Here is a 13,727-nt window from a genome sequence, read left to right as displayed (position 1 = left end):
ATTTCTATACGCAATAACCATAGATAGCGAGAAAACGTACCAAAGAGCAAGATAAAAGAGATTTTCTTCTCCAATATTGGCGAGATTATCGCACCGATCACTCTTGCTCGTAGAAAGTACTTGATGGTTGTGGATTGGACTGACTCATTAGCCGTCATTAGCAATGGTAAGTCTAAGGTTCGAAGTTAGAATTTATAATCTAAACCCAAAGAAACGACATACTGTTCGGCAGTGTAATAGTCGATGTTTGACTGAGTTGTATTGGCACCGACTAAAGAAACAAAAGACCAATTTTCATAGCCCATGATTCCAGCATACTCATACGCTAAAAAAACACCATACTCTTTGTCTTTTCGAGTTTGATTAAAAATTGGATTCTCCGCATCATAATCTCGTTTCGCTACGCTTGCCGTCAACACAAAGCCGTGTTTGTTGATTTGACGTGCATAGCTTACTTCACCACCGAAACTGACAAATGAGAGTGCTTCGCCTTCGGAATCAGAGGTAAATACATTTAATGAAGGAATAAGAAGTGCTTTGTGATCTTCTAGGAAATAGCGGTAGCCCGTTTTAAAGTAGAAATATTCTCGTTCTCTTTTTAACAGTTCCTGATCTTGCTCGGTAAGGTTTGTCCCCTTTGTCCCAGATAGTTCGTTGTCGACATCAGATTGACCGGCTGCCATGTCAATATCAAAGTTTGATCCTGCCACGTTAGAAACTTGCAGGCGAAGAACATTGCCAGTTAGGTCGGTCTCTTTTCTCTCTTCATTGATCGCGTACGGGTCATCCCATACGTCTCCTGAAATCAGCGTTGGCAGTACTGCCACGTCAATTATTGTGCCGTTGGCTAATTGCTGTCGATAACCAATTTCAAAGGCTAATGAACCGGTGACAATATCGTCCCTCGACGTTCCCATAAAGAATTGCTTATTGAGTGAATCCCCAAATGTATATTGGACTGCCCCTAACAAACCAGCAACAGCATCGACTTCCCCGCTACCAGAGGAAGCCAAATCAGACTCACTTTGTATTCTGTCTTGCTCAACATTTAAATTGCTGGTGTTTGATGTCACCCCAGTTAACACGGTGACATTGCCACTGAAGCCGCGTTCTGGTGCCAATGCACCCAAAACAGGAGCAGCAATAAAAACGGATGAGATAACAACAGGAAGGAGGTATTTCATAATATGGGGCTCTTAAACCTTTCAAATAGAAATGAGTTGGATAGCCTGAGTGGTCAAGGCCATGGTTCTGATATCCTTTCAGCAATTAAGGGGCTATAAGTTACTGAAAAAATGCTGTTCCCACAGTGCAAATAACGACAGTTTATATACCAATTGCGCCAATTGAGCTTCTATTCATCAAAGCAATCAAGAACTTGAATTAGAGTCGATAGAAAAAGCAGATGATTCGGTAGGAGTCGTTGAGAGCGCACCAGAATGTTGCCGTGAGATAGGTGCGCAAGTTAAACCTAGCTTGAGTTTTAAGCTGAAAACTCTTGTAGTGCTTCCAGTGCCGCTTGTGCCTTCGCTGATTGGACAAAAATATGGTCGTGGTAATAGGCCGCAATCACGTTGGCACTGATGCCTTTTTCGGCAAGTTTGGTTGAAACTGCTGCCGTTAAGCCAACAGCTTCAAGGCTGGAATGTACCGTGAGGGTGATTTGTTTAAAAGCACCCTCAAATGATAACCCAGCGCTCTCAGCAACGGACTTTTCCAGTACCAATGTGAGGCCTTCTGCTTCGATAAATGTCGCGATTGGCTTGAGTAAAACATATTGGCTTAAGTCACCTGACACGGTGCAAAAGACAAACTCTGGTTGCAACAATGCAGGGTGCATTGATTTGAGTAGTTGGTCGAGTTCGGTGATTCCTGACATGCCTATTTGATCTCCTTATCTTTGAATTGTCGTTTCAAGCAACGCTAACATTTCTCGTTATGCGTACCTTATTGTGAGTTGGTTAGTTCTTCATTAACCCAATATTTTGACCCAGAAACGTTAGCGTCAATTAGCAACCCTTTAGGGTCTAACTGATAAACTGCAACGCCACCGTTAAAGTGCGCGCCCAGCTCTTCACCTTCGTCTCCAGCGACAACCGAGGCTTCACTTGCGGCTTCCCAACCTTTTTCAACAAAGCCATCGAATGCTTGTTTAGAGTCAAATAGCACCACTTGCTGGTAGAACTTGCCTCCAATACCCAGTGCGACACCAACACCAAACATGCGCATGTAGGTACGTTTGTCGCTCTCGCGCTCAACTGCCACGCCTGAGCCTGCGTTGGTGTGAAACATTAATGAGAACTTTCGTGAATCGAAAACCGCGTAGCCATAGGCGCTGTCGTACAAGGTTTTAGCGCTTGGTTGTTGGTTAAAAAGTTTCACTAGCGCCGTTTCGGCCATTAAATCGATAGCTTGTCTGGCTTCTTCAGGGGTATCGCCTTCAATGAGTTCGTCAATTTTTTCCTCAGCAGCATTGAGCCACTCTTTGCTTTTCTCTACGCTGGCATCGGTCCATTCACCTAACGTATTGATAGCGTCAGAGGACCAGTGTGATAAGTCTTGCCAAGCTTGTTTTGAAAAGCTTTTGGTACTGTCCCAAGCTTCTTTGGCACCATCCGAGATTGTGTCGCCTAAAGTATCAAGCGTGGCGGTGACCTTGCCAAAATCGGCAAAGGCAGATGAACAGGCAAGAGCACTCACAATAGCAATCGAAATTTGTTTCTTCATCGTGTTTCCAGACCTTTCTAACAAACGTATCTATTTGTATGCGTATAGCCAGATTCTAGGTGAATTCGAAAGAAAAAAAACAGCTTGAGGTTTGGGAGCGGAGGAAAATCACGCTAAAGAGTGCGATTTCAAAGAATGTTTTGAGAAACAGATAAAACAAAGCCCCTTGTTAAAAGGGGCTTAAGGAGCACTTATAGCTGATAGCTTTGTCGCGGTTACGCGTTGGCTTTTAAGTGTTTTTTGACTTTCTTCATCGCCATTTGGCGCTTGAGTGGTGATAGATAATCAATAAACAAATTACCAGATAAGTGGTCAATCTCATGCTGCATTGCGATAGCAAGAAACTCATCATTTTCAATAGTAATTGGGTTACCTTGGCGATCGAGTGCGGTCACAACGACAGAGGTGTAACGTTCTACATCGGCATAGTAATCAGGAACAGACAAACACCCTTCTTGACCAAGCTCTTTGTTGCTGCCGCTCACGACTTCAGGGTTAATCAGAACCAATGGGTCATTGCGATCTTCTGAAAGATCAATGATCACTACCGCCTCTTTTCGACCGACTTGAGTGGAAGCCAAGCCAATACCATTGTCGGTGGCGTATAGCGTATCCAACATGTCGTCGATAAGAGTTTGTATTGATTCAATGTCTTGCACCTTCTCAGCCTTAATTTTGAGCCTTGGATCTGGTGCGGTGAGTATTTCTAAAACGGCCATATGTACCTAATGTCTTTAAGCTGAAGGCGTCGATTTATCATGTTGTTGTATCGATGATCAAGTAGTTCTTGTTAAGAAATCGAAATAACGACTCTTTCGTTTTCTTTTTTATCGGTAATATCGAGGATCGTCCCAGTAAATTCTGGGGCAGAAATGGCGGACATTAATGCCTCTAATTGTTCGCTATTTTCCTCAAATTGGGACGCAAAGTTTTTGGGCAATAGTTTAATCAACGTCTTTGCTAATGTTGAAGGCACAGATACCGCATCAACAAGTTCACCACTTTGATAGACAAAAGTTTCAATTTTCAGCATACGCATATACAGCTCTCCATAAAAACAGACGTTGTAGGATCATGAAGCAAAAGAAAGTCGTCTGTTTCGAGTCTTATCACTGAATTGAAAATCGAGTGCAAATAAAGAATGGGTGGGAGGCTTGCTATTTAGATCCTCGCTGGAAAATACAATTGATGGTATTGATTCTCATTCAGTAAACTTGTATTAAACGACCAACAATCTCAAACATTATCCAAGATTGTTCCTAAACAGTAGTCAAGAAGATTGATTTGTAGCTATCAAATTACGTACTCATCGGCAATGTAAATACAAAGCGATGTTTTGTGTTAATTGCAAATTTATCAGGGGTTAAGTGTCATGTATGGAAAGTTTCAGAGGGGGGGATCCCTCTACCAGAGTAGAACGCCACATTGATAAAACTATGATTATCCGCTGAGAGAAGTGTGAAATGAAGGTCCAGGAGACTGAATGATAAGGAGTAAAACATGAATAGAAGGAAGCTTTTAGTACAATTAATAATAAATACAGTGCTTAGTTGTGGCTTGTTGAGTTTTCCAACTAAAGCGGACACAAATATAATCTTAGAAAACGGGCTAACTTTTTTTTCTGATGGAACTCAAATAATTCAAAACGAGCATACATCAATAATTAAGTTTAATGATGGTCGTATAAGCGATGATGTGTCGGTTATATCTAAGTACCTAAAAAACTCTGCTGACATAACAAGAGTATTAAAAACATCAGACAATATCGCTATTGATTTCAATCGATTGATCATTGCACGAGAAAATACGGGCCTCATCGGATACGACGGAACGGAAGTTACAATTGTTTATGGCAACACAGGAAAACCTATAGAATCGTATGACTCAAAAGGTGAAATCAGAAAATTCATATATGACAATAATGGAGAATTATCTCATACAGATAGCTCTATATTTGGTTTAAAAACAATCGTTCAATAATGAACGAACAAAAAGCCCCTGACGATGCAGGGGCTTTGTATTGAGTTGTGTCAGCTTAAGCTAATACGTCAGTCATCACTTAGCGATATTACTTGTTATTCACTTTGCTTAGCTTCAACCAAGTATCAATCACAGTATCTGGGTTTAGTGACACTGAGTTGATGCCTTGCTCCATTAGCCATTGCGCTAAGTCATCGTGATCTGAAGGACCTTGACCACAAATACCGATGTACTTGCCAGCTTTAGTTGCAGCGTCAATGGCCATCTTCAACATCGCTTTCACTGCTGGGTTACGCTCATCAAATAGGTAAGCGACATCGCCAGAGTCACGGTCTAGACCAAGTGTCAACTGAGTCATGTCGTTTGAACCGATAGAGAAGCCATCAAAGTGCTTGAGGAACTCTTCCGCTAGGATAGCGTTTGAAGGCAGCTCACACATCATGATGACTTTCAAACCTTGGTCGCCACGGCGTAGGTCGAATTTAGCCAGTAGGTCGATAACAGAAGCCGCTTCGTCGGTAGTACGAACAAACGGGATCATGATTTCTACGTTCTTCAAGCCCATCTCGTTGCGTACACGCTTAAGAGCGCGCGTTTCAAGCTCGAAACACTCTTCGAAATCTGGCGAGATGTAACGAGAAGCACCACGGAAACCAAGCATTGGGTTCTCTTCATGTGGTTCGTAATCTTTACCGCCGATAAGGTTGCTGTACTCGTTCGACTTAAAGTCAGACATACGTACAATCACGCGCTTAGGCCAGAAAGCCGCTGCGATGGTTGAAATACCTTCCGTTAGTTTGCTGACGTAGAAATCAACAGGGTCTTTGTAACCGCGAATACGTTGGGTGATTTCAGCTTTTAGCTCGTCACTTTGCGCGTCGAAGTTCAGCAGTGCTTTCGGGTGAATACCAATCATTTTGTTGATGATGAATTCTAAACGAGCCAAGCCCACACCTTCGTTCGGGATTTGCGCGAAGTCGAATGCACGGTCTGGGTTACCCACGTTCATCATTACTTTGGTTGGTAGCAGTGGCAGCTCATCAACGGAAGAACGTTTTACTTCAAATTCCAACTCGCCTTGGTAAACGTAGCCAGTCTCGCCTTCAGCACAAGAAACCGTGACGGTTGCGCCATCAGCCAGTAGTTCAGTCGCGTTGCCACAGCCAACAATTGCTGGAATGCCAAGTTCACGGGCGATGATTGCAGCGTGACAAGTACGACCGCCACGGTTAGTAACAATTGCCGCCGCTTTCTTCATCACTGGTTCCCAATCTGGGTCAGTCATGTCAGTAACTAAGATGTCGCCTGCTTGAACCAATGACATTTGGTCTAAAGAATCGACACGACGAACAGGACCGCTGCCGATACGTTGACCGATAGCACGACCTTCGATCAGTACGTCTGCTTTGTTGTTTAGCTCGTAACGTTCAATTACGTTTTTGTTGCTTTGCGAACATACAGTTTCTGGGCGCGCTTGGACGATGTAGATTTGGCCATCAATACCGTCTTTTGCCCATTCAATATCCATCGGACGCTGGTAGTGCTTCTCGATGATCATTGCTTGTTTTGCTAGCTCTTTGATCTCTTCATCGTTGAGAGAGAACTGGTTGCGCTCTTGCTCATCGGTATCAACGATATCAACCTGCTTACCAATTTCTGGGTTTGGTGAGTAGATCATTTTGATCAATTTTGAACCAAAGGTTTTCTTAACGATTGGATGCTGACCCGCTTCAAGCATTGGCTTGTGAACGTAAAACTCATCTGGGTTAACCGCGCCTTGCACGACCATCTCACCCAAGCCCCAAGAAGAGGTGATGAACACGACTTGATCAAAGCCTGACTCAGTATCTAGGGTAAACATAACGCCAGATGAGGCTTTGTCTGAGCGCACCATGCATTGAATGCCCGCAGATAGCGAGATGCCACGGTGGTCAAAGCCTTGGTGGACACGGTATGAAATAGCACGGTCGTTAAACAGTGACGCGTAAACGTGTTTCGTTGCTTCCAATACCGCATCAATACCTTTCACGTTTAGGAAAGTTTCTTGTTGCCCGGCAAATGAAGCATCTGGTAAATCTTCCGCAGTTGCAGAAGAGCGAACTGCAACCGACAGTTCAGGCTTGTCGGCTGTCAGTTCTTGGTAATTCTCGCGAATGTCTTTTTCAAGATCGGCTGGGAAAGGAGCATCTAAAACCCATTGGCGGATTGTTGCGCCAGTTTTTCGTAGAGCATCAACATCGCTGACGTCTAGCTCATCAAGTAGTAGATGAATACGCTCGTCGAGACCTTCATGGTCAAGAAACTGGTTAAAGGCATAAGAGGTTGTGGCGAAACCGTTAGGTACTGAAACGCCGGCTTTAGAAAGGTTAGACACCATTTCACCGAGTGATGCGTTTTTACCTCCAACCTTATCAACATCTTCCATGGATAGGCCATTGAACCAAAGAGTATTGTTTTGCATGTCTTTCTCCAGAATGCAGCTTTTTGTGTAGGGGTTTTTATGGCAAACGTTTACGTCGGAGCTGAAAAAATTTTAACAAATGTTCAAAGCTGTGGTCGGCGTAATAGTTTGCTCGGGTCATTTTTTTGTATTATGCCCCTATCCTAATCAAATAATTTTGAAAGTTTAAATAAAACATGCAAAACAATAGTCAAAGTCGTGATGTATTCTATGTTTCTGACGGAACTGCCATAACATGTGAGACGTTAGGGCATGTTGTTCTGGGTCAATTTCCATTTACTGCAAATGAAAAAACATTCCCATTTGTTGAGAGCGAAGAAAAACTAGCAAAATTGTTAAAAGAGGTAGAAGCATCGTATCTCAGAACTGGTCAACAGCCGCTGGTGTTCTTTTCTATCGTATTACCTGAATTGAAAGCGATGCTGCTTGATTCACCAGCGCATTGTTATGATGTGATCGAAAGTCTGGTGCAAAAAGTGCAAAACGATACTCAGATGGCGCCTGTTCCTAAGCTGCAACGCTCACGCAGCGTTGGCAAAGATTCTGACACCTATTTTGACCGCATTGCGGCAATTGAATATACCTTGGCACATGATGATGGCATCACCCTAAAAGGGTTAGAGAAAGCCGATATTATTCTGCTGGGTGTATCGCGCAGTGGCAAAACGCCAACCAGTCTTTACATGGCGATGCAGTTTGGTTTGCGCGTGGTGAATTACCCGTTTATCGAAGAAGATATTAAGCGCTTAAGGTTATTGCCTGAATTTGAGATTCATCGCCATAAACTGTTTGGTTTAACTATTGATCCTGAGCGACTCACGCAAATCCGTGAGAACCGATTGGCGGGGAGTGAGTATGCCAGCACAGAGCAGTGCCTTGCTGAACTGTCGAGTGTGGAATCACTGTTTCGACGTGAAGCGATCCCATACATCAATACTTCGGCATTGTCAGTTGAGGAAATCACGACGCGGATCCTAGAGAAGTCAGGGTTAAGAAGACGCTTGCTGTAAGGGCGTTTTCGGTGCCTGTGAATCCACTCGCTGTAATGCTAAATGCGCATTGGCACTTAATTTTTGATTGAATGCGGCAGTCATCACGCTGGAGATGTTTTATCCTTTTTTTCTATTGGTAAAGTAATAATCCAATGAGATCAAAGAGGTGGCGACAATGAAAAAAGCAGTGGTGATAGCGACCGCAATCGGGTTTGGGTTATTTATGATTGTTGGTAACCAATTCGGTTTATTCGGTTCTAGCAATGCGGAACGCTTTCCTAAATTACCTGATCAACCAGGCTTTGACGTTGCCAAGGAGTTTGATGGCGAATGGGTTGGTAAGCGAGTTGACGTCACTGGTAACAACCTTTGTGAACGTACAACGATCACGGGAAACGTCAAAGAGGGTTTGGTTCGGCTAACACTGACTTATAATGGAACCTCTTTGAAAGGTTGGATTGATGAGCAAGGGGGATTGACCCTATATGCCACCAATCGACAATGGGATTATCGTTTTACTGGTCAAGCTTCTGGCAACCGGATTGAAGGGCGTTGGTATTTAACCAATGGTCCTTGTAAAGGTAGCTGGATAGTAGAGCGCCAGTGATTTTTCTAAAAAAAATGGCTACCCTTATTTTGTTCATTTGTGAAGGTAAAGTAAGCAATGGAGAAAGTGGTCGATCTTAATCGTTGGCAAAAAGCGCATGTTAAGTCGCAATCAGAGTTAGAAGCTCTGTTTGAGGAGATGGGGGCGTTATATCAAACAGAACCCTACGCTAGCATTGAGGCACGCCAAGCACGGCTAGAGAAGCTGAAACTTGCTTTGCTGAAGTTTCAGCCAGAGTTGGAAAAAGCACTCTGCGATGATTATGGTTATCGTAGCGAATTTGATAGCACCATTTGTGATTTGCTGCCTGCGGTAGAGCATATCAACTACACCATTAAGCATCTGAAGCGTTGGATGAAGCCTTCTAAGCGCCGAGCAGGGTTAATGTTGGCTCCGTCTAAACTGGAAGTTATTTATCAGCCGCTCGGTGTCGTCGGGGTAATCGTGCCTTGGAACTTCCCGATATTTTTGAGTATTGGTCCTATCGCGACTGCCATTGCTGCCGGTAACCGGGTGATGGTTAAACTCAGTGAACATACGCCGAATACCAACCAAATTCTTAGCCAAATTCTTTCTTTTGTAGAGTCATATGTGTTTGTGGTGGAAGGTGATGTTGAGATCGCTCAGTACTTTTCACAATTGCCTTTCGACCATCTCTTATTCACTGGGTCAACCAAAGTGGGCACATTAGTCGCAGAGCAAGCAGCACGAAATTTAACCCCAGTTACGTTGGAGCTAGGTGGAAAATCACCAGTCATTATTGCACCCGATGCGGATATCGATAAAGCCGTGGATTCGGTGTTGATGGCGAAATCGATCAATGCAGGGCAAATCTGTGTCGCTCCCGATTATGTGTTGTTACCGCAGGAGCTTGAGGCTCAATTTATTGAGCGCTATTTGAATCGTTATCGAGAGATCTTTATTGATAGCGGTAAGCCGCTCACTCAAATTATTAACCAAGCGCAGTTTGATCGCTTAGCCAGTTATGTTGATGATGCGCAGCAGAAAGGCGCAACGGTTCATACCATCAAAGCCAAGTCTCTTCATGAGCGAACTATGCTGCCTCATTTACTAACCAATTTGAGTGATGGCATGGTCGTGATGCAAGAGGAGATCTTCGGACCGGTATTACCCATTGTGGGTTACCGACATATCCACCAAGTTTTTGAGTACATTGAAAACAGACCAAGACCTTTAGCGCTTTACTTGATGAGCAAAGATAAAAAATTGATAGAGCAAGTGCGTACCCAAACTCATAGTGGCGGGTTGTGCATCAATGACACTTTAATGCATGTTTCTGCTAAAGATGCTCCGTTTGGTGGGGTGGGTCACTCTGGGATGGGGCATTATCATGGCATTGAAGGTTTTCGTACCTTTTCTAAAGCCAAAACGGTACTGACTAGTCCTGCATGGCTACCTAGATCAACTTGGTTGATGGAACATCAAATTCCGTTGAAAAAATTGTTGTCCAAGCTATTTCTTAGATAAAAAAACAGACCCGATTGTGGGTCTGTTTTACTTCGCACTTTATACCCTCTAACAGGTGAGGGTATCTATTTTATGAAGCTGTAATCTCAAGTGGTCTATGGTGCATCCGAAATTGCTTCGGGTGCATAATGCTGAGGTCCAAGCTTCGCCATTTCAGGAATAATGGTGGCTATTGTCATGGTTGACCATGTACCCGCAACAATACCGATAAACATGGTTATTGAGAAGCCGTAGAGTGGTTCACCACCAAGTAGCCATAGTGACACGACAGAGATCAGGGTTGTGCCTGAAGTGATCAAGGTTCGTGACAGCGTATTGAGGATCGCTTGGTTATTTAACTCTGCAATCGGCAGCGTCACATTGGCTTTAAGTAGCTCGCGTATGCGGTCTGAAATGATGATCGAGTCATTCAATGAGTAACCTAGCACGGCAAGTAGTGCCGCCAATACAGTAAGGTTAAACTCCAACCCAGTGAAGGCAAAGAAGCCCAATAGGAGTACCACATCGTGCATTAATGCCATTAATGCACCTGATGCCAAACGCCATTCAAAGCGGAAGCTTAAGTAGCCTAAAATAACCAACAGGGTGATCAACACTGCTAAGCCGCCTTGTTCTGCCAATTCTTGACCAACTTGCGGTCCCACTAAGCTGACGTTAATCATCTCAACTTTATTCGAAAAGCTCTCTAGCAGCGGTTTGATCTCTGGCTGCTGTTGTAGGTTTTCTGGTGCTGCGTAGCGTAGCATCCATTGACCTTCATCTCCGGTAGCTACCACTGATACTGGTTGGTGCAAGGCGGCTTCCAACTTTTGCTGGATCTGCGGAGCGGTTAGTGTGCTGTCTAAGCGCACTTCGCTGATCATACCGCCAGTAAAGTCGAGACCAAAGTTAAGTCCTTTCGTTACTAGAACAAAGAGGGAGGCGATGATTAATAGGCAAGAAAGCAGGCTACCTGCGTGACGCCATTTAGTTAGTTTGCTTAAAGTTAACATAGTTATACCCTCACACCACGACGTGAATCTTTACCCCAAATAATGTTGATCACTGCGCGAGAGGCAAAAATGCCAGTGAACATACTGGTCAACAGACCAAGACCGAGAGTTAAGGCAAAGCCTTGGATTGGACCATTACCAATGGCGTATAGCGTACCTGCCGAAATAAGGGTAGTGATGTTTGAGTCGAGGATTGTCGCGAATGCGCTGCTAAAACCAAGGTCAATCGATTGAGCAAGGCTACGCCCTTCGCGAAGCTTTTCTTTGATACGTTCAAAGATCAGCACGTTAGTATCGACCGCCATACCTATGGTTAATACCAAACCTGCAATACCCGGTAGGGTAAGTACGGCACCTGGCAGCAGCGCGATCAAGCCGAGTAGCATCACCATGTTGATCAACAAGGCAAAGTTCGCCACCCAACCCAACTTACGGTACCAAACGGCCATAAATAGCAAGGTCAAACTCAAGCCAAGAGCCAGTGCGGCAAAACCGTTTTCGATGTTTTCAGCGCCCAGAGATGGACCAATGGTGCGTTCTTCTACAATTGTTACTGGTGCAGTTAGCGAGCCTGCACGGAGCAATAAGGCTAAATCTTGCGCTTCATTCAGTTGACCGACACCAGTAATTCTAAAGCGATTGCCTAGTTGAGATTGAATCGTCGCGACACTGATAATGGTGTTGGATTGTTCGACGTTACCTTCGTTATCTCGGCTGTATTCGCTATAGCCCGTCGCCATTGGTTTGCCGATGTGTTTGCCTGAAAAATCAGACATCATTTTGCCGCCAGTGGAATCGAGAGATATGTTTACCTCTGGCATGCCCATTTCACCCATCCCAGCACGAGCGTCAACAATGTGTTCGCCACTAAGTACGGGTTTACGCACTACGTGAATAGGACGACCACTTTGGTCAGGGATCATGATAGTGCCAACAGAGCGCTCAGGTTTTACTTCGTAGAATGCAAGGCTGGCAGTGGCACCAATTACGTTCTTCGCTGCCGCAGGGTCTTGTACACCCGGTAGCTCGATACGAATGCGGTGTTCACCTTGGCGCTGTACAGCGGCTTCAGTAATACCCAGTTCTTCAATACGGCTGCGCATTGTTTGCAGGTTTTGCTGTACGGTTAGGCTGGTTAGCGTTTGTTTCTCTGAATCAACCAGCGCCATTTTTAGCCCTAGGTCGCCTTCACCGCGTACTTGCCATTGAGGGTATTGCTCACGAACGTACTGACGTAATGAATCCAACGCTTTTTCATTCGGCGCTTTGATGTACAGATTAGCGTCACGGCTAACATCGACACGAACACCACGGAAACGCTGCTCACGAGCGTAACCTTTGATCGCTTCTTCGGCTTGTTGAGCATGTGATTGATAAACTTGGTTCATGTCGACGTCCAGTAGAAACTGAACACCGCCTCGTAAGTCGAGACCGAGTTTGATCGGTTTAAAGCCCATTTCTAGCAACCAACTTGGCGCAGCTGGAACCATAGCGAGTGTGACCACGTCATCTTCAGGAGTGAAGTCAGCCAAAAATGTTTTGGCGCGGTTTTGCTCGCTTGTGCTTGCCAATACTATGGTGGTTTCACCGTCTCGTTGGTCAATGCGTTTAACATCCATGCCATGAGCTTCTAGCTGCTGTTTTACTGTGACAACAGAGAGTGGTGAGGTTTTGTGGTTGATGATCACCGCTGCGTCTTCGCCAAACCACGATGGTAGCGCACTTAACAGCATGATGATGATAGTGGTGATGAGCACCACGTATTTCCATGCTGCGTAACGGTTCAGCACGGTTCGATTGGTTTTGTTTTTATGCATAACATTCTTCTCGTTGGCATACGCCAACATGAGTTGTAGTCGTCACGCGAGGCACTTTTTTAAACGCGCAGCAGTGACACTTCGAGCTCACTTAAGAGCACGATAAAGGGAAAGAAGAATGTTAGGCGTCGGCTTGACTGATAAACCGATAAAGAATGTTTGACTCTTTCCAACCAGCTATGCGGTGCATTGTCGAGGGTGGGTGCAGTGTCCAGTCATACCAATTGTCGAGCGTGAGATAAACGCGCCAAACCAGCGTATTGGCATGGACCTCTGCGAAATCTACGACGAGCTCATAAGTGGGTTCTGATTCGTACATGCGCTCAGGAATAAATGAGCCATTACGTAATATTGAAGTTAGATTAGGGGAGAGTGATTTTGCTGGAGAGCGCTGCTCCACCTCTATTTGCCGAGCGGCATCAGAAGATTCTTTCTGAGGCTGGTGGCTTGCAACATCAATCGGCTGGGTGAGCAGTGGTTTTACAATAGGGGCTGATGCGCTTGGTGCTTCAATAGTACCCGCATAACCTGCGCCAGCAAACAAACAGGCAAGCAGCAAGCTAAGCATTACGCTCAACACACGGCACTGTTTAATCCACTGACAATTCATACAATCACTCACTTCTTTGATCGTCGCTATCATAGGCCTGAGTGTATCAATCA

General features: G+C 44.7%; 13 protein-coding genes. 4 read left to right on the top strand and 9 right to left on the bottom strand.

All coding sequences use genetic code 11. The annotated features are described in order from the left end of the window. Positions 1-185: 185 nt before the first annotated feature. The 5 genes from H2O73_RS01840 to H2O73_RS01820 all read right to left on the bottom strand — a co-directional run bounded on the left by H2O73_RS01840 (position 186) and on the right by H2O73_RS01820 (position 3,766). A complete protein-coding gene (locus tag H2O73_RS01840; RefSeq protein ID WP_182105940.1) occupies positions 186-1,184 on the bottom strand; it encodes a DUF2860 family protein in 999 nt (332 codons plus the stop codon). 299 nt (positions 1,185-1,483) lie between these two features. Further along, positions 1,484-1,879, bottom strand: a complete 396-nt coding sequence (locus H2O73_RS01835) for an ACT domain-containing protein (protein WP_182105938.1) — start codon at positions 1,877-1,879, stop codon at positions 1,484-1,486. Between the two features lie 68 nt (positions 1,880-1,947). Then, positions 1,948-2,727, bottom strand: coding sequence for a lipid-binding SYLF domain-containing protein (locus H2O73_RS01830; protein ID WP_182105936.1), 780 nt, complete (start codon positions 2,725-2,727; stop codon positions 1,948-1,950). Between the two features lie 215 nt (positions 2,728-2,942). Next, positions 2,943-3,446, bottom strand: a complete 504-nt coding sequence (gene def / locus H2O73_RS01825) for a peptide deformylase (RefSeq protein ID WP_182105934.1) — start codon at positions 3,444-3,446, stop codon at positions 2,943-2,945. A gap of 71 nt (positions 3,447-3,517) precedes the next feature. After that, a complete protein-coding gene (locus H2O73_RS01820) occupies positions 3,518-3,766 on the bottom strand; it encodes a hypothetical protein (protein ID WP_182105932.1) in 249 nt (82 codons plus the stop codon). 461 nt (positions 3,767-4,227) lie between these two features. Between H2O73_RS01820 and H2O73_RS01815 the strand changes: the two genes are divergently transcribed. Further along, positions 4,228-4,707: a hypothetical protein gene (locus H2O73_RS01815; protein WP_182105930.1), complete on the top strand. Its 480-nt coding sequence runs from the start codon at positions 4,228-4,230 to the stop codon at positions 4,705-4,707. 88 nt (positions 4,708-4,795) lie between these two features. On the opposite strand, the gene ppsA is transcribed toward H2O73_RS01815, so the two are convergent. Next, positions 4,796-7,168, bottom strand: coding sequence for a phosphoenolpyruvate synthase (ppsA, locus tag H2O73_RS01810; RefSeq protein WP_182105928.1), 2,373 nt, complete (start codon positions 7,166-7,168; stop codon positions 4,796-4,798). 176 nt (positions 7,169-7,344) lie between these two features. On the opposite strand from ppsA, the gene ppsR reads away from it, so the two are divergent. From ppsR to H2O73_RS01795, 3 genes are all read left to right on the top strand, one after another. Next, positions 7,345-8,178, top strand: coding sequence for a posphoenolpyruvate synthetase regulatory kinase/phosphorylase PpsR (ppsR, locus tag H2O73_RS01805; protein ID WP_182105926.1), 834 nt, complete (start codon positions 7,345-7,347; stop codon positions 8,176-8,178). A gap of 157 nt (positions 8,179-8,335) precedes the next feature. Further along, entirely contained in the window at positions 8,336-8,767 is a 432-nt protein-coding gene (locus tag H2O73_RS01800; protein ID WP_182105924.1) for a hypothetical protein, read from the top strand. A gap of 57 nt (positions 8,768-8,824) precedes the next feature. Continuing rightward, positions 8,825-10,255: a coniferyl aldehyde dehydrogenase gene (locus H2O73_RS01795; RefSeq protein ID WP_182105922.1), complete on the top strand. Its 1,431-nt coding sequence runs from the start codon at positions 8,825-8,827 to the stop codon at positions 10,253-10,255. A gap of 95 nt (positions 10,256-10,350) precedes the next feature. On the opposite strand, the gene secF is transcribed toward H2O73_RS01795, so the two are convergent. The 3 genes from secF to H2O73_RS01780 form a co-directional block, all read right to left on the bottom strand. Further along, the gene (gene secF / locus H2O73_RS01790) at positions 10,351-11,247 is read right to left on the bottom strand and encodes a protein translocase subunit SecF (RefSeq protein ID WP_182105920.1); all 897 of its coding nucleotides are present in this window, start codon (positions 11,245-11,247) and stop codon (positions 10,351-10,353) included. Positions 11,248-11,249: 2 nt separating this feature from the next. Beyond that, positions 11,250-13,064: a protein translocase subunit SecD gene (gene secD / locus H2O73_RS01785; RefSeq protein ID WP_182105918.1), complete on the bottom strand. Its 1,815-nt coding sequence runs from the start codon at positions 13,062-13,064 to the stop codon at positions 11,250-11,252. A gap of 121 nt (positions 13,065-13,185) precedes the next feature. Beyond that, complete coding sequence (locus H2O73_RS01780) at positions 13,186-13,674, bottom strand: hypothetical protein (protein ID WP_246335812.1); 489 nt, start codon at positions 13,672-13,674, stop codon at positions 13,186-13,188. Positions 13,675-13,727: the final 53 nt, after the last annotated feature.

The sequence above is a fragment of the Vibrio marinisediminis genome (assembly GCF_014050145.1).
In the GTDB taxonomy this organism is placed as follows: domain Bacteria; phylum Pseudomonadota; class Gammaproteobacteria; order Enterobacterales; family Vibrionaceae; genus Vibrio; species Vibrio marinisediminis.
This window is presented reverse-complemented; position numbering and strand designations above follow the sequence as displayed.